This window comes from Escherichia sp. TW14182, from assembly GCF_000208525.1.
GTDB lineage: Bacteria > Pseudomonadota > Gammaproteobacteria > Enterobacterales > Enterobacteriaceae > Escherichia > Escherichia ruysiae.
In genome coordinates, this window is record NZ_AEJZ01000235.1 from 1 (window position 1) to 15,383 (window position 15,383).

Sequence of the window (15,383 nt, forward strand, 5' to 3'; positions counted from 1 at the left end):
CCGTGTCGATGGAGGCGCATTATAGGGAGTTCTCCTGAGGCCGCAATAGAAAAATTGCAAAAAAATGACTGACTGCTGCATTCCCCAGCAAAACCCCTATTTATACCTTTTTACGCACAGAGTTATCCACAATCATAAGCGTTATTTCTGTATTCCTGACCTGCTAACCACAATCGAAATGCTGCTCACCATCGAAACAAAAAAATTCGCGAGCGTTGCGCAAACGTTTTCGTTACAATGCGGGCGAAAAATAAAGATGCCCCGTTAGGGGCGTTAGCTGAGTTTTTCGCGAAAAATTCAGCTAACGCTCTCTGTAATAGTCAAATCCAGGGGATTTACCATGCAACAACGTCGTCCAGTCCGCCGCGCTCTGCTCAGTGTTTCTGACAAAGCCGGTATCGTCGAATTCGCTCAGGCACTTTCCGCACGCGGTGTGGAACTGCTATCTACAGGAGGCACTGCCCGACTGTTAGCAGAAAAGGGTCTGCCGGTGACCGAAGTTTCCGATTACACCGGTTTCCCGGAGATGATGGATGGACGTGTGAAGACTCTGCATCCGAAAGTACATGGTGGCATTCTGGGCCGTCGCGGCCAGGACGATGCCATTATGGAAGAACATCAGATCCAGCCTATCGATATGGTGGTTGTTAACCTGTATCCGTTCGCCCAGACCGTGGCTCGTGAAGGCTGCTCGCTGGAAGATGCGGTTGAGAACATCGATATCGGCGGCCCAACGATGGTGCGCTCCGCAGCGAAGAACCATAAAGATGTCGCCATCGTGGTGAAGAGCAGCGACTACGACGACATCATTAAAGAGATGGATGCCAACGAAGGTTCGCTTCTGCTTGCAACCCGTTTCGACCTCGCAATCAAAGCCTTCGAACACACCGCCGCCTACGACAGCATGATTGCCAACTACTTCGGCAGCATGGTTCCGGCTTACCACGGTGAAAGCAAAGAAGCTGCCGGTCGCTTCCCGCGCACTTTGAACCTGAACTTCATTAAGAAGCAGGATATGCGTTACGGCGAGAACAGCCACCAGCAGGCTGCCTTCTATATAGAAGAGAATGTGAAAGAAGCCTCCGTTGCCACCGCAACCCAGGTTCAGGGTAAAGCCCTCTCTTATAACAACATCGCCGATACTGATGCGGCGCTGGAGTGCGTGAAAGAGTTCGCCGAGCCGGCATGTGTCATTGTGAAGCACGCCAACCCTTGCGGCGTGGCTATCGGCAATTCCATTCTTGATGCTTACGATCGCGCGTACAAAACCGACCCGACCTCCGCATTCGGCGGCATCATTGCCTTTAACCGCGAGCTGGATGCTGAAACAGCACAGGCCATCATTTCTCGTCAGTTTGTCGAAGTGATTATTGCGCCGTCCGCCAGCGAAGAAGCCCTGAAAATCACCGCCGCCAAACAGAACGTTCGCGTCCTGACCTGTGGTCAGTGGGGCGAACGTATTCCGGGTCTTGATTTCAAACGCGTGAACGGCGGTCTGCTGGTTCAGGATCGCGATCTGGGCATGGTCGGTGCAGAAGAACTGCGCGTCGTCACCAAACGTCAGCCGACCGAGCAGGAACTGCGTGATGCGCTGTTCTGCTGGAAAGTGGCGAAGTTTGTGAAATCCAATGCCATCGTTTATGCCAAAAACAATATGACCATCGGGATTGGCGCAGGCCAGATGAGCCGCGTGTACTCCGCAAAAATCGCCGGCATTAAAGCTGCCGATGAAGGCCTGGAAGTGAAAGGTTCCTCGATGGCTTCTGACGCCTTCTTCCCGTTCCGCGACGGTATTGATGCCGCCGCCGCTGCGGGCGTGACCTGCGTAATCCAGCCTGGCGGTTCTATCCGTGATGACGAAGTGATTGCCGCTGCCGATGAACACGGTATTGCGATGCTCTTCACCGACATGCGCCACTTCCGCCATTAATGGAGCAATAGATGAAAGTATTAGTGATTGGTAACGGCGGGCGCGAACACGCGCTGGCCTGGAAAGCGGCGCAATCACCGCTGGTTGAGACTGTATTTGTCGCACCAGGTAATGCGGGAACGGCGCTGGAACCTGCGCTGCAAAACGTCGCTATCGGCGTGACCGATATCCCGGCACTGCTGGATTTCGCGCAAAACGAAAAGGTAGATCTGACCATCGTCGGCCCGGAAGCGCCGCTGGTGAAAGGCGTGGTCGATACTTTCCGCGCCGCCGGACTGAAAATCTTCGGCCCAACCGCAGGTGCCGCGCAACTTGAAGGCTCGAAAGCGTTTACCAAGGATTTCCTGGCCCGCCATAAGATCCCTACGGCGGAATACCAGAACTTCACCGAGGTAGAACCTGCGCTGGCGTATCTGCGTGAGAAAGGCGCGCCAATCGTCATTAAAGCTGACGGTCTGGCTGCCGGGAAAGGCGTTATCGTCGCGATGACGCTGGAAGAAGCCGAAGCGGCTGTTCACGATATGCTGGCGGGCAACGCCTTTGGCGACGCGGGTCATCGCATTGTTATCGAAGAGTTCCTCGACGGCGAAGAAGCGAGCTTTATCGTGATGGTGGACGGCGAGCATGTGCTGCCGATGGCCACCAGCCAGGATCACAAACGCGTAGGCGATAAAGATACCGGGCCGAACACCGGCGGAATGGGTGCTTACTCTCCAGCGCCGGTAGTAACCGATGAAGTTCATCAGCGCACGATGGAACGTATCATCTGGCCAACCGTGAAAGGCATGGCGGCGGAAGGAAACACCTACACCGGTTTTCTCTATGCAGGTTTGATGATCGACAAACAGGGCAATCCAAAGGTTATCGAATTTAACTGCCGCTTTGGCGATCCAGAAACCCAGCCGATTATGCTGCGCATGAAGTCCGATCTGGTTGAACTCTGCCTGGCAGCCTGTGAAGGTACGCTTGACGAGAAAACATCCGAGTGGGATGAACGCGCTTCTCTCGGCGTGGTGATGGCTGCGGGTGGATATCCGGGCGATTATCGCACTGGCGATGTGATCCACGGCCTGCCCCTGGAAGAAGTCGAAGGCGGCAAAGTGTTCCACGCGGGCACAAAACTGGCAGATGACGAGCAGGTGGTGACCAGCGGCGGGCGCGTACTGTGCGTCACCGCGCTGGGTCATACCGTGGCAGAAGCGCAGAAACGCGCCTATGACTTAATGACTGATATCCACTGGGATGACTGCTTCTGCCGGAAAGATATCGGCTGGCGCGCCATCGAACGCGAGCAGAACTAACGCGACAGTTTTGCCAATAGCGTTTTGCGCGTGATCCCTAACTGACGGGCGGCTTCGGTTTTGTTGCCGCCCGTTTTCTCCAGCGCCGCCAGAATCACCTCTTTTTCCACTTCCACCAGCGGCTGAATATCCTGACTTTGCGCCAACGGAATCGGCGTACTGGCAATCGCCAGCGGCAGCTCGCGTTCGGAAATATATTCCCCGGTCAGCAGCACCACCGCTCGTTCTACCGCGTTTTCCAGTTCGCGAATATTTCCCGGCCAGTCGTAGTGAATCAGCAGATCCATCGCCTGGGGCGTAAAGCCTTTTACCGCCTTGCGATTGCGTTCGGCAAATCGCTGAAGAAAATGGTTAGCCAGCAGGGGAATATCTTCCCGCCGTTGCCGCAGCGACGGCACTTCAATTGCCACCACGTTCAGGCGATAGTAGAGATCCTGGCGAAAACGCCCGGCCTTTACCTCAGCGGCAAGATCGCGATGGGTCGCGGCAATCAGCCGAACATCAACCGAAATAGTCTGGTTGCTGCCGACACGCTGAACTTCACGCTCCTGAATCGCACGCAGCAGACGAACCTGCATCATCGGCGAGATATCGCCAATTTCATCGAGAAACAACGTGCCGCCGTCTGCCTCAACAAAGCGCCCTTCCCGCCGTTTGTCGGCGCCGGTAAACGCCCCTTTTTCGTGACCGAACAATTCAGATTCCAGTAAGGATTCGTTGAGTGCCGCGCAGTTGAGCGTTACCAGCGGTTTTTCGCTACGTGCGCTACTGGCGTGAATCGCCCTGGCGACCAGCTCTTTACCGGTGCCGGAATCGCCGTGGATCAGCACCGTGGCTTCCGATGGCGCGACGAGGGCGATTTCACTGAGCAGGTGTTGCATCGCCGGGCTTTTACCGACCATACCAAACTGGCTGGCAGACACCGCAGGCGTTTCAGAAGCGAGAATCTGCGTATGCGCGAGCGCCTTTTCCAGCGTCGCCTGCAAGTTATCGAAATCCAGCGGCTTAATGAGATAATCCAGTGCCCCGGTCTTCAGTGCTTCTACCGCCGTCTCGACGCTGGAGTAAGCGGTCATAATCAGTACCGGAATCGCCGGATTTAACGCTTTGATCTCTTTCAACGTGGCGATGCCGTCCATCTCCGCCATTCGCACATCGCAAAGCACAAGATCAAAAACCTGTTCCCGCACCTGTGCCAGCGCCTGTTGCCTGCTGTTCGCCAGCGCGACGTTATAGCCCCAACCGCGCAGCAATGCCTGCAAGATGGTGCAGTGGCTAATGTCATCATCCACCACCAGAATATCGATATTATCGTGCGTCATCCTTGTGGGTCCTTACGCGTAATATTGACCGGAAGCCATAGAGTGAACGTTGCGCCTTTCCCCTCCTGGCTTGCGACCTGAATTGTACCACCGTGTTGTTCAACAATATTATGCACGACCGCCAACCCCAGTCCGGTGCCTTCGGCTTTGGTGGTGAAGTACGGAGTGAAGATGGCTTCAAGCTGATCCGCCGCAATTCCCTTACCGTTGTCGGTAACGCTGATTTTCACGCCTGTGCCACTTTCGCTGGCCGCCACGCTAATCACCCCATGCTGACCAATCGCCTGAATAGCATTGAGATAGAGATTCAACAGAACCTGGGTCAGCCGATCCGGATCGGCCTGAATTTGCGGCAATGTGTCGTTGGCGGTAAAGCGCAACTGAATTTCCCGGCTGTTTGCATCCTGGCTTACCAACTGTAATGAGTGGTTAATCAGGGTGTTGAGATCCACCGCCTGCAAAGCCAGATGCGTTGGCTTAACCAGTTCCAGTAACTCGCTGACCACGCGGTTTAAACGGTCGGCCTCTTTCGCCATCACCTGCGCCAGTTGATGCGCTTCCCCACCCTCTGGTGCTCGTTCGGCAAAATATTTCGCCAGCCCTTTAATTGAGGAAAGCGGATTGCGAATTTCATGGGCAACACCTGCCGCCAGATGCCCCAGCGCCACCAGCTTCTCTTTGCGCTTCATCTCATCCTGTAGAAGCTTGCGCGAGCGCAGATACCGGCGATACCAGAAGAATGACAACACGCTTGCCAGTAGCACCGTCGCCAGGGCGAAGAGGATAATAAGGGTGTTTCTCTGCTCACGATCTTCAGCACTCACAATGTTACTGGCATCGAAAGCGATAAAAATTGCCTGTGGTGTCGCGGCATACTGCTGCATATGGCGCATCCGGTGCATTCCAGCAGCAAACATCGGTTGAAACTGGCGATAAATTTCCAGAACAGGCTCGCCGTCTGCGCTATCGATCCGCCGCCACGCTTCTTCATCTCCCGGATGTAACTGCTGCATTTCCTGCGGGGAATAAAGCTGTTTTCCCACCATGCCGGAGTTGCTATGCATCACGATTATTCCTTGTTCATCCGTGACCGCAAACCAACGTACTCCAGGCTGTCCGGCCATTTCTTCCAGTAAGGCCTGCTGCTGCGCATGATGCATGCGCAACCCCATGCCGACGCGCGAGCCGGATTCGAGAGCACGGATAAGTACACTGCCTTTTTCCAGAAGCGTTTGTCTGGCGGCGGCAGTCTCGCGCCCATAATCGCGAATCACTGTCACCGCAAACAGCCCCACCAGCCCAACAATGGCCACGGGGAGGATGGCGCTTAACCATTTGGCTAAGGAGTCTTTAGAACGTTGCATAAAACGCATCTTCTTCTTTTTTGCCTGTTCATCCCTTTTTGACAGCAGAAATCATGCCATCTTTGATCAGCGTTTACCCTGCGCTGTAACACAAACGCTTATGTTTCAATGAGTAAAAATGACTCGCTACCCACATCAGGCGAGTCATTTTTACTCGCTTATCATGCCAGATTTCCCGTCACGTCAGCGTTTCGTCGTTGGCACGGAAGATGCAATACCCAAAGTAAGACAACCACTGGAGGATTAACCATGAAACGGAACACGAAAATTGCCCTGGTGATGATGGCGCTTTCAGCAATGGCGATGGGATCGACATCTGCATTTGCTCACGGCGGACACGGTATGTGGCAGCAAAATTCCGCGCCTTTGACCAGCGAACAACAGACGGCGTGGCAGAAAATCCATAATGACTTTTATGCTCAAAGCAGCGCGCTGCAACAGCAACTGGTGACGAAGCGTTATGAATACAACGCTCTGTTAGCCGCTAACCCACCGGATAGCAGCAAAATTAATGCGGTCGCCAAAGAGATGGAGACTTTGCGTCAGTCGTTAGATGAGTTACGGGTGAAACGGGATATCGCGATGGCTGAAGCGGGTATTCCGCGCGGTGCAGGAATGGGCATGGGTTACGGCGGCTGCGGTGGTGGCGGTCATATGGGTATGGGTCACTGGTAAATCAGAACGTTTTCTCGTTGGGTTGCCAGCGACAGAAATCAGAGTTTGCCACTAACAGTAATTGCGAACCTTCGGGCGCTTCCAGCCATGCCACGCTGACATCAACAGAAGAGCTGCTCTGGCGGCGCTCGATATGCGCTATCGCCTGCGAATCTAAATCAGGTTTAATGGTTTGCCCTTCGCAGGTGGTTACGGTCTGTTCCATCTCATGCCAGCGTCCCTGACGCAGCACCACTCTCCCCTGGCGTAAAGCATCGCTAATCTGGCGGATTTGGTCAGCGCGATAACGGTATAAATCGATTTGGTCGTTAGAAAGCTGCTGCTTTTCCCCGTCGGATTCACGTTGCATAAAGCTCAGGTCGCCGCGATCGTCAAAACGCGCGCGAATGTTCACCGGCGGTTTACTGTAGACGTTGATATTGATAAGTGTGAGGTTATCGCCCTGCCAGCGATACTCTCGCGTCGTGGTATCGCCATTGCGCCACGGGCTGAACACAGCAAGCAAATGCACATTGTCACCGCTGTCTTTTCGCCAGATACGTACCGCGCCCTGGTCTTCAGCAAAACCACTGGCAGTAAAGGGAGGAAGTGAAGAGTTGTGGCTACAGGCAGTGAGAAACAGTACACCTGCCAGCATCAATGAGTGACGCCAGAAAGACAAAAGGGGTGAAACCACCCCTTCGTTAAAACTGTTCACTGCCACGCAATCTTACTTAACTGCGTCTTTCAGTGCCTTGCCAGAAACAAATGCCGGTACGTTAGCTGCGGCGATTTTGATTTCTTTACCGGTCTGCGGGTTGCGGCCAGTACGCTCAGCGCGGTGGTTCACTTTGAAGGTTCCGAAACCAACCAGTTGTACAGCATCGCCTTCTTTCAGAGACTCAGTAATTGCAGCCAGAGTGGACTCCAGAGCAGCTTTAGCCTGGGTTTTGGACAGTTCTGCTTTCTCTGCAATTACATCAATCAGTTGAGTCTTGTTCATAAGTTATCCTTACAATGTGTTTATCGCTTGCTAAGCATCGAGTGCGACGGAAATGCCAGAATAGCACTCTCCTGCATACACGCACCGATAGCCACTTTTTTTCGCCCCCCAAATGTAGACCAGACGGGGGGCGAAAGGGAAGACTCCAGGTACGACAAATCAGGCGTTAATTCACGTTTTCTGGTCTTATTGCTGAAAAATTATACCAATATTGCTCTCACCCGCCTCACGCAGGTCTGCCCTAAGGCCTTTTATCAGCTCGATGTCGCGTTCTTCACACTCGGCTAAAAGTCGGAATATTTCCCACTGAATGTCCCATTCTTGCTCAACGGCTGGGTTTTCTTTCAGCTCTTCATCGCTCATTTCGCGACCAGCCTGAGTCATTTCCAGCATCGCAACGGTAGTGATGGAGGTCTTACTCACTTCCACCGCGTGTTCGAGCGTTTCGCCACTCAAACGCGAATGAACCAGTTCACTTAACGCCACGCAGGCATCAATTGCCGGATAAACGCCGTACAGATCGAAATCGTCCGCTGAAGGAATCGCTTCCTCAAATTTCTCCAGTTGGCTGTCGAAATTCACTTTTGCGTCTTTGACGGTCAGTGTTTCCCAGATGAGATCGAGAATACGGCGGTAAATTTGCCCATCACCAAAACCGGTTTGCTGGCAGAACATGGCGTAATTGGGGTACATGCGTTCGCATAAGCAAGCCATGAAAGTGACGTGCTGCCAGCTTTCCAGGCGCTCCAGACGCAGATGAATCGGGTTTTGTAACATGTTGAGTTCTCAAATACGGAAATTATCCGCAGTTTACCTGAATTAGGGCTGATTTGCTGTATAGCGCACAAATGCCGGACGTTCCGAGGCCACGGCATCCGCCCAGCGCGTTGGCTCTGGCAGACGATAGCCTTTCATGCAGCGTTGTACCCACGCCAGCGCGCTATCCACGCTGACCCGATGACCCGTAGCGATAAACAGCGGGTTGCAGCGTGCTTTGCTGCGCCAGACCCAGGCCAGCTGCTCACCTTTATCCATCAGCGGCGCCAGCGCGCCCGGTTCGTTGGAGAGCGGTTCGAATTTACCGCATAGTCGTTTTTTCGCCACGCCAATGGTCGGTACATCCACTAATAAGCCAAAATGGCTGGCGACGCCAAGGCGGCGCGGATGCGAGATCCCGTGGCCATCAACAAACACTAAATCCGGCTTTTGTGACAGCATCTCCCACGCTGCCAGCAGGGCAGGATATTCACGGAAGGAGAGAAACCCCGGGATGTAAGGCATGGTGGTAGCAATGCGTGCCACTTTATACTCCACCAACTCAAGAGTGGGATATTTCAGCAGCACCATCGCCGCTCGCGTCACTTCTCCACCCTGTTCAAACCCGACATCGGCTCCGGCGATCAGATCCGGTGGATCTTTATCGAGTCGATCCTCGCGGATCACAGAAGAAGCCAGTTCGATTTGTTGAGCGCGTAATGACGCGAGATCCATAATTACTCCTTAGCGGTGATATTGTTCAGATAACCGATGCACTGCCTCCACAAACACGCCAGCATGTTCTGGCGGCACATCCTGGTGAATGCCGTGACCAAGGTTAAAGACATGACCTTCACCGTGACCGAAACCTGCAAGTATAGTCGCTACTTCTTCTTCAATTCGGGCTGGTGGCGCGTACAGCATCGACGGGTCCATATTGCCCTGCAATGCGACTTTATTGCCCACGCGGCGGCGCGCATCGGCGATGTCGGTTGTCCAGTCCAGTCCCAGCGCATCGCAACCGGTTTCTGCCATGGCTTCCAGCCACTGTCCGCCACCTTTGGTAAACAGCGTGACGGGCACGCGGCGACCGTCGTTTTCACGCAATAAACCATCAACAATTTTATGCATGTAATAGAGCGAGAACTGTTGATAATCGCGCCCGGTAAGCACGCCGCCCCAGGTGTCGAAAATCATCACCGCCTGGGCACCGGCTTTAATCTGCGCATTCAGATACAGGGTGACGCTTTTCGCCAGTTTATCGAGTAACGCGTGTAACGCCTGCGGATCGGCATACATCATTTTTTTGATCACGGTGAAGGCTTTGCTGCTGCCGCCTTCCACCATGTAGGTCGCCAGCGTCCACGGACTGCCGGAAAAACCAATCAGCGGCACTTCGCCTTTCAGTTCGCGGCGAATGGTACGCACCGCGTTCATCACGTAACCCAGTTCATCTTCCGGATCCGGAATTGGCAGTTTATCAACGTCAGCTTTGCAGGTGACTGGCGAGGTAAAACGAGGACCTTCTCCGGCTTCAAAATAGAGCCCTAATCCCATCGCGTCCGGAACGGTGAGGATATCGGAAAAGAGGATCGCCGCGTCCAACGGATAGCGACGCAGCGGCTGCAAAGTCACTTCGCACGCCAGTTCGGCGTTTTTGCAAAGCGACATAAAATCGCCCGCCTGAGCACGCGTGGCTTTATATTCTGGTAGATAGCGACCCGCCTGGCGCATCATCCATACTGGAGTGACATCAACGGGCTGGCGCAGCAGCGCCCGCAGATAACGATCGTTTTTAAGTTCGGTCATTTTGGCTGTTCCTTAGTGCGTCAGGCGGTCAGTGTATCATCACTCATACTCTGCCCGACACATCGCCACCGTATCTTCTATCAGGCGGCGCGCCACGGTGCCAGGAGGTGGCAGTAAGGGTAAATCGTCGTAACGATACCAGTTCGCCTCCAGCAGTTCTTTTGGATCAATCACGATGTCGCCGCTCTCATAGTCCGCCATAAACGCAGTCATTAATGACTGAGGAAATGGCCACGGCTGAGAAGTCACGTAACGCAGGTTTTTGACTTTGATGCCACTCTCTTCCATCACTTCCCGCGCGACCGCCTGTTCGAGGGTTTCGCCCACTTCGACGAATCCGGCAAGTACCGTATGGACACCGTTACGATGGCGGGTATGCTGAGCGAGCAGAATCGAATCATCACGACGGATGGCAACAATAATGCAGGGGGCGATTTGCGGGTAGTAACGCTCACGGCAGTGGCTGCACAGCATCGCCCATTCTGTTTTGCTCGGATACATTTCATGCCCGCAATACCCGCAGTATTTATGCGAGCGGTAAAACTCCGCCAGTTGCACGCCGCGTCCGGCTAGTTGAAATAGCCCGACGTCCAGATCAATGACCTGGCGCACCGAACCCATATCATGGCGGCGCTGCTGTTGCACCAGCCAAACAGGTTCTCCTTGCCATTCGCCGATATGCAGTGCGCGCTGACCCACAAGATCGAAATTTGCCGCTTTGCCATATGGCAATTCTCCCTTCGGCAACCATAATTTTTGCTCATGACTGACGACCCACCAGCCGTGATCTAATTTTTCAATTATACGATCCATAGCTCTTGCACTACCTTTGCATCACTGGCATGTTTAACATGGTTTTTACATTTCTCACTGAGCAGTTTTTGAATACAAACTTGCGGAGTCAATCATGCTTAACCAGCTCGATAACCTGACGGAGCACGTCAGAGGAAGTAACAAACTGGTTGATCGCTGGCTACATGTACGTAAGCATCTGCTCGTGGCTTACTACAATCTGGTTGGCATTAAGCCTGGCAAAGAATCGTACATGAGGCTAAACGAAAAAGCCCTTGATGATTTTTGCCAGAGTCTGGTCGATTACTTGTCTGCCGGACATTTCAGCATTTATGAGCGCATTCTTCATAAGCTGGAAGGCAACGGGCAGCTCGCTCATGCCGCGAAGATTTGGCCGCAACTCGAAGCCAATACGCAACAGATTATGGATTACTACGATTCCAGCCTGGAAACCGCCATCGATCATGATAATTACCTTGAATTTCAACAGGTTTTATCTGACATCGGCGAGGCGCTGGAAGCGCGCTTTGTGCTGGAAGATAAGCTGATTCTGCTGGTGCTTGACGCCGCCCGCGTCAAACATCTTGCTTGAGTTCTGCGCTGTTAACGCGTAATTTACATTCAACGCCCCGTTTTCGGGGCTAATTTCTTGTCGGAGTGCCTTAACTGGCTGAGACCGTTCATTCGGGATCCGCGGAACCTGATCAGGCTAATACCTGCGAAGGGAACAAGAGTTAATCTGCTACCGTATCGCCTTTGCGGCGATCGTCTCTTGCTTCATCCGTCGTCTGACAAGCCACGTCCTTAACTTTTGGAATGAGCTATGTCTGCAATAAAACTGACCCGCCGCGAACAACGCGCCCAGGCGCAACATTTTATCGACACCCTGGAAGGCACCGCCTTTCCCAACTCAAAACGCATTTATATCACTGGCACACAACCCGGCGTGCGCGTGCCGATGCGTGAGATCCAGCTTAGCCCGACGCTAATCGGCGGCAGCAAAGAACAGCCGCAGTACGAAGAAAACGAAGCGATTCCGGTTTATGACACCTCCGGCCCATATGGCGATCCGCAAATCGCCATTAACGTTCAGCAAGGGCTGGCAAAACTGCGTCAGCCGTGGATCGACGCACGCGGCGATAGCGAAGAACTTACCGTGCGCAGTTCCGATTACACTAAAGCGCGGCTGGCAGATGATGGCCTCGAAGAGCTGCGTTTTAGCGGCGTATTAACGCCAAAACGCGCCAAAGCAGGCCACCGCGTCACACAATTGCACTACGCCCGTCAAGGCATCATCACACCGGAGATGGAATTCATCGCCATTCGCGAGAATATGGGACGCGAGCGCATCCGCAGCGAAGTTTTGCGCCACCAGCATCCGGGAATGAGCTTTGGCGCACGTCTGCCGGAAAATATCACTGCGGAATTTGTCCGTGATGAAGTCGCTGCCGGACGCGCCATTATCCCCGCCAACATTAATCATCCTGAATCAGAGCCGATGATCATCGGCCGCAACTTTCTGGTGAAAGTGAACGCTAATATCGGCAACTCGGCGGTCACCTCTTCCATCGAAGAAGAAGTGGAAAAGCTGGTGTGGTCTACGCGCTGGGGAGCGGATACGGTGATGGATCTTTCCACCGGTCGCTATATTCACGAAACCCGCGAATGGATTTTGCGTAACAGCCCGGTGCCAATCGGTACTGTGCCGATCTACCAGGCACTGGAGAAGGTTAATGGGATCGCTGAAGATCTTACCTGGGAAGCGTTCCGCGACACGCTGCTGGAACAGGCCGAACAGGGCGTGGATTATTTCACGATTCATGCAGGCGTTCTCCTGCGCTATGTGCCGATGACCGCGAAACGCCTGACCGGTATCGTCTCGCGCGGCGGTTCGATTATGGCGAAATGGTGCCTCTCCCATCATCAGGAAAATTTCCTTTATCAACATTTCCGCGAAATTTGTGAAATCTGCGCTGCTTATGACGTTTCGCTGTCGCTGGGCGACGGCCTGCGCCCCGGTTCGATTCAGGACGCCAACGATGAAGCGCAGTTTGCCGAGCTGCATACGCTGGGCGAACTGACCAAAATCGCCTGGGAATATGACGTACAGGTGATGATTGAAGGCCCCGGGCATGTGCCGATGCAGATGATTCGCCGTAATATGACCGAGGAGTTAGAGCACTGCCATGAAGCGCCGTTCTATACCCTCGGGCCGCTGACCACCGATATTGCACCAGGCTATGACCACTTCACGTCGGGGATTGGTGCGGCGATGATCGGCTGGTTTGGCTGCGCGATGCTCTGTTACGTAACGCCGAAAGAGCACCTGGGTCTGCCCAATAAAGAAGACGTTAAGCAAGGGCTTATCACCTATAAGATTGCCGCCCACGCTGCCGACCTGGCAAAAGGGCATCCGGGCGCGCAAATTCGCGATAACGCCATGTCGAAAGCCCGCTTCGAATTTCGTTGGGAAGACCAGTTTAATCTGGCTCTCGACCCATTTACCGCTCGCGCTTACCACGATGAAACCCTGCCGCAAGAGTCCGGTAAAGTCGCCCATTTTTGCTCCATGTGTGGGCCGAAATACTGCTCGATGAAAATCAGCCAGGAAGTACGTGATTACGCCGCCGCGCAAACCATTGAAGTGGGAATGGCGGATATGTCGGAGAACTTCCGCGCCAGAGGCGGAGAAATCTATCTGCGTAAGGAGGAAGCGTGATGTATCAGCCTGATTTTCCTCCTGTACCTTTTCGTTTAGGGCTGTACCCGGTGGTGGACAGCGTACAGTGGATCGAACGTCTGCTGGACGCTGGCGTGCGAACCCTCCAGCTACGCATCAAAGATCAGCGCGATGAAGAGGTGGAAGCCGATGTAGTAGCGGCAATTGAGCTGGGTCGCCGCTATAACGCGCGGCTGTTTATTAATGATTACTGGCGGCTGGCGATCAAGCATCAGGCGTATGGCGTCCATCTGGGGCAGGAAGATTTGCAATCTACCGATCTCAGCGCCATCCGCGCGGCTGGTCTGCGGCTGGGGGTTTCGACCCATGACGATATGGAAATCGACGTTGCGCTGGCAGCACGACCTTCTTATATCGCGCTGGGACATGTGTTTCCGACACAAACCAAACAGATGCCTTCTGCACCGCAGGGGCTAGAGCAGTTGACACGGCACATTGAGCGTCTGGTGGATTATCCCACCGTGGCGATTGGCGGTATCAGTCTGGCACGCGCGCCTGCGGTGATGGCGACGGGTGTCGGCAGTATCGCCGTCGTCAGTGCCATTACCCAGGCGGCAGACTGGCGTTTGGCAACTGCACAATTGCTGGAAATTGCAGGAGTTGGCGATGAATGACCGTGACTTTATGCGTTACAGCCGTCAAATCCTGCTCGACGATATCGCTCTTGACGGGCAGCAAAAACTGCTCGACAGCCAGGTGCTGATTATCGGTCTTGGCGGGCTGGGTACACCTGCTGCGCTATACCTGGCGGGCGCTGGCGTCGGGACACTGGTACTGGCAGATGACGACGATGTGCATTTAAGCAATCTGCAACGACAAATCCTCTTTACCACTGAAGATATCGATCGCCCGAAATCGCAGGTCAGCCATCAGCGACTGACACAGTTGAATCCCGATATTCAACTGACAGCACTACAACAACGGTTAACGGGTGAGGCGTTAAAAGATACGGTTGCACAAGCCGATGTGGTGCTCGACTGTACCGACAATATGGCGACTCGCCAGGAGATTAATGCCGCCTGCGTGGCACTGAACACCCCACTTATCACCGCCAGCGCGGTCGGATTTGGCGGTCAGTTGATGGTACTGACGCCGCCCTGGGAGCAGGGGTGTTACCGCTGCCTGTGGCCAGATAACCAGGAGCCAGAACGCAACTGCCGCACGGCAGGCGTGGTTGGCCCGGTGGTCGGGGTCATGGGGACATTGCAGGCACTGGAAGCGATTAAGTTATTGAGCGGTATAGAGACGCCTACAGGAGAACTGCGACTGTTCGACGGTAAATCCAGCCAGTGGCGCAGCCTGTTGTTGCGCCGCGCCAACGGATGTCCGGTATGCGGAGGGCGCAATGCAGATTCTGTTTAACGATCAACCGATGCAGTGTGCCACCGGACAAACTGTTCACGAACTGCTGGAACAACTCGATCAGCTAAAAGCAGGCGCGGCGCTGGCGATTAATCAGCAAATCGTCCCGCGCGAGCAATGGGCGCAACATATCGTGCAGGATGGCGACCAGATCCTGCTTTTTCAGGTTATTGCAGGAGGTTGAGATGTTACGTATCGCGGACAAAATGTTTGATTCACATCTGTTTACCGGCACCGGGAAATTCGCCTCTTCACAACTGATGGTGGAGGCGATCCGCGCTTCCGGCAGCCAACTGGTGACGCTGGCAATGAAACGCGTCGACTTGCGCCAGCACAATGACGCTATCCTC

General features: G+C 54.1%; 17 protein-coding genes, 1 pseudogene and 1 riboswitch. Of the genes and pseudogenes, 10 read left to right on the forward strand and 8 right to left on the reverse strand.

Annotated elements, in window-relative coordinates; genetic code table 11:
* Positions 1 to 340 precede the first annotated feature (340 nt).
* On the forward strand, positions 341 to 1,930 hold the full coding sequence (gene purH, locus EQY_RS0117890) for a bifunctional phosphoribosylaminoimidazolecarboxamide formyltransferase/IMP cyclohydrolase (protein WP_001187578.1): 1,590 nt from the start codon (positions 341 to 343) through the stop codon (positions 1,928 to 1,930).
* Positions 1,931 to 1,941: 11 nt separating this feature from the next.
* Complete coding sequence (purD, locus tag EQY_RS0117895) at positions 1,942 to 3,231, forward strand: phosphoribosylamine--glycine ligase (protein ID WP_000866833.1); 1,290 nt, start codon at positions 1,942 to 1,944, stop codon at positions 3,229 to 3,231.
* Here purD and zraR read toward each other — a convergent pair.
* Positions 3,228 to 4,553, reverse strand: a complete 1,326-nt coding sequence (zraR, locus tag EQY_RS0117900) for a sigma-54-dependent response regulator transcription factor ZraR (RefSeq protein ID WP_000148559.1) — start codon at positions 4,551 to 4,553, stop codon at positions 3,228 to 3,230. The genes purD and zraR overlap by 4 nt on opposite strands.
* Entirely contained in the window at positions 4,550 to 5,926 is a 1,377-nt protein-coding gene (gene zraS, locus EQY_RS0117905) for a two-component system sensor histidine kinase ZraS (protein ID WP_001211887.1), read from the reverse strand. The genes zraR and zraS overlap by 4 nt, the downstream gene beginning before the upstream one ends.
* Positions 5,927 to 6,035: 109 nt before the next feature.
* Here zraS and EQY_RS27235 point away from each other — a divergent pair, with 109 nt between their 5' ends.
* Positions 6,036 to 6,164 (forward strand): hypothetical protein, encoded by a 129-nt coding sequence (locus EQY_RS27235; RefSeq protein WP_071987976.1) that lies wholly within the window; start codon positions 6,036 to 6,038, stop codon positions 6,162 to 6,164.
* Positions 6,165 to 6,166: 2 nt separating this feature from the next.
* Positions 6,167 to 6,592 (forward strand): zinc resistance sensor/chaperone ZraP, encoded by a 426-nt coding sequence (gene zraP / locus EQY_RS0117910; protein WP_010348290.1) that lies wholly within the window; start codon positions 6,167 to 6,169, stop codon positions 6,590 to 6,592.
* A gap of 1 nt (position 6,593) precedes the next feature.
* Here zraP and EQY_RS0117915 read toward each other — a convergent pair whose 3' ends face one another.
* From EQY_RS0117915 to nudC, 6 genes are all read right to left on the reverse strand, one after another.
* Positions 6,594 to 7,289 (reverse strand): DUF1481 domain-containing protein, encoded by a 696-nt coding sequence (locus tag EQY_RS0117915; RefSeq protein ID WP_038809070.1) that lies wholly within the window; start codon positions 7,287 to 7,289, stop codon positions 6,594 to 6,596.
* 12 nt (positions 7,290 to 7,301) lie between these two features.
* The gene (gene hupA, locus EQY_RS0117920) at positions 7,302 to 7,574 is read right to left on the reverse strand and encodes a nucleoid-associated protein HU-alpha (protein ID WP_001044513.1); all 273 of its coding nucleotides are present in this window, start codon (positions 7,572 to 7,574) and stop codon (positions 7,302 to 7,304) included.
* A 186-nt stretch (positions 7,575 to 7,760) separates the two neighbouring features.
* Positions 7,761 to 8,351 carry a YjaG family protein gene (locus EQY_RS0117925; protein ID WP_000940106.1) on the reverse strand — a complete coding sequence of 197 codons (591 nt, stop codon included), beginning with the start codon at positions 8,349 to 8,351 and terminating at the stop codon, positions 7,761 to 7,763.
* A gap of 42 nt (positions 8,352 to 8,393) precedes the next feature.
* Positions 8,394 to 9,065 carry a deoxyribonuclease V gene (gene nfi, locus EQY_RS0117930; protein WP_000362394.1) on the reverse strand — a complete coding sequence of 224 codons (672 nt, stop codon included), beginning with the start codon at positions 9,063 to 9,065 and terminating at the stop codon, positions 8,394 to 8,396.
* Between the two features lie 9 nt (positions 9,066 to 9,074).
* Positions 9,075 to 10,139 carry a uroporphyrinogen decarboxylase gene (gene hemE / locus EQY_RS0117935; RefSeq protein WP_000137657.1) on the reverse strand — a complete coding sequence of 355 codons (1,065 nt, stop codon included), beginning with the start codon at positions 10,137 to 10,139 and terminating at the stop codon, positions 9,075 to 9,077.
* Between the two features lie 39 nt (positions 10,140 to 10,178).
* Positions 10,179 to 10,952, reverse strand: a complete 774-nt coding sequence (gene nudC, locus EQY_RS0117940) for an NAD(+) diphosphatase (protein WP_000373950.1) — start codon at positions 10,950 to 10,952, stop codon at positions 10,179 to 10,181.
* Between the two features lie 94 nt (positions 10,953 to 11,046).
* Between nudC and EQY_RS0117945 the strand changes: the two genes are divergently transcribed.
* From EQY_RS0117945 to EQY_RS0117970, 6 genes and pseudogenes are all read left to right on the forward strand, one after another.
* On the forward strand, positions 11,047 to 11,523 hold the full coding sequence (locus EQY_RS0117945) for an Rsd/AlgQ family anti-sigma factor (protein ID WP_000934290.1): 477 nt from the start codon (positions 11,047 to 11,049) through the stop codon (positions 11,521 to 11,523).
* Positions 11,524 to 11,574: 51 nt separating this feature from the next.
* A riboswitch (TPP riboswitch) is annotated at positions 11,575 to 11,675 on the forward strand.
* Positions 11,676 to 11,754: 79 nt separating this feature from the next.
* Positions 11,755 to 13,650, forward strand: a complete 1,896-nt coding sequence (gene thiC, locus EQY_RS0117950; protein ID WP_001274113.1) for a phosphomethylpyrimidine synthase ThiC — start codon at positions 11,755 to 11,757, stop codon at positions 13,648 to 13,650.
* Positions 13,650 to 14,285, forward strand: a complete 636-nt coding sequence (thiE, locus tag EQY_RS0117955) for a thiamine phosphate synthase (protein ID WP_000284595.1) — start codon at positions 13,650 to 13,652, stop codon at positions 14,283 to 14,285. Before thiC ends, thiE begins: the two co-directional genes overlap by 1 nt.
* The gene (gene thiF, locus EQY_RS0117960) at positions 14,278 to 15,033 is read left to right on the forward strand and encodes a thiazole biosynthesis adenylyltransferase ThiF (protein WP_024212643.1); all 756 of its coding nucleotides are present in this window, start codon (positions 14,278 to 14,280) and stop codon (positions 15,031 to 15,033) included. Before thiE ends, thiF begins: the two co-directional genes overlap by 8 nt.
* Complete coding sequence (thiS, locus tag EQY_RS0117965) at positions 15,017 to 15,217, forward strand: sulfur carrier protein ThiS (RefSeq protein WP_001166240.1); 201 nt, start codon at positions 15,017 to 15,019, stop codon at positions 15,215 to 15,217. The genes thiF and thiS overlap by 17 nt, the downstream gene beginning before the upstream one ends.
* 1 nt (position 15,218) lies before the next feature.
* Positions 15,219 to 15,383, forward strand: a pseudogene (locus EQY_RS0117970) (thiazole synthase); the annotation flags it as partial.

Bases quoted from the DNA above. Each gene is read 5' to 3' on its own strand.
- zraS (WP_001211887.1), bottom strand. From the start codon at position 5,926: ATGCGTTTTATGCAACGTTCTAAAGACTCCTTAGCCAAATGGTTAAGC.
- zraR (WP_000148559.1), bottom strand. From the start codon at position 4,553: ATGACGCACGATAATATCGATATTCTGGTGGTGGATGATGACATTAGC.
- purH (WP_001187578.1), top strand. From the start codon at position 341: ATGCAACAACGTCGTCCAGTCCGCCGCGCTCTGCTCAGTGTTTCTGAC.
- EQY_RS27235 (WP_071987976.1), top strand. From the start codon at position 6,036: ATGACTCGCTACCCACATCAGGCGAGTCATTTTTACTCGCTTATCATG.
- zraP (WP_010348290.1), top strand. From the start codon at position 6,167: ATGAAACGGAACACGAAAATTGCCCTGGTGATGATGGCGCTTTCAGCA.
- thiC (WP_001274113.1), top strand. From the start codon at position 11,755: ATGTCTGCAATAAAACTGACCCGCCGCGAACAACGCGCCCAGGCGCAA.
- nudC (WP_000373950.1), bottom strand. From the start codon at position 10,952: ATGGATCGTATAATTGAAAAATTAGATCACGGCTGGTGGGTCGTCAGT.
- hemE (WP_000137657.1), bottom strand. From the start codon at position 10,139: ATGACCGAACTTAAAAACGATCGTTATCTGCGGGCGCTGCTGCGCCAG.
- EQY_RS0117945 (WP_000934290.1), top strand. From the start codon at position 11,047: ATGCTTAACCAGCTCGATAACCTGACGGAGCACGTCAGAGGAAGTAAC.
- thiE (WP_000284595.1), top strand. From the start codon at position 13,650: ATGTATCAGCCTGATTTTCCTCCTGTACCTTTTCGTTTAGGGCTGTAC.
- nfi (WP_000362394.1), bottom strand. From the start codon at position 9,065: ATGGATCTCGCGTCATTACGCGCTCAACAAATCGAACTGGCTTCTTCT.
- hupA (WP_001044513.1), bottom strand. From the start codon at position 7,574: ATGAACAAGACTCAACTGATTGATGTAATTGCAGAGAAAGCAGAACTG.
- EQY_RS0117925 (WP_000940106.1), bottom strand. From the start codon at position 8,351: ATGTTACAAAACCCGATTCATCTGCGTCTGGAGCGCCTGGAAAGCTGG.
- thiS (WP_001166240.1), top strand. From the start codon at position 15,017: ATGCAGATTCTGTTTAACGATCAACCGATGCAGTGTGCCACCGGACAA.
- purD (WP_000866833.1), top strand. From the start codon at position 1,942: ATGAAAGTATTAGTGATTGGTAACGGCGGGCGCGAACACGCGCTGGCC.
- thiF (WP_024212643.1), top strand. From the start codon at position 14,278: ATGAATGACCGTGACTTTATGCGTTACAGCCGTCAAATCCTGCTCGAC.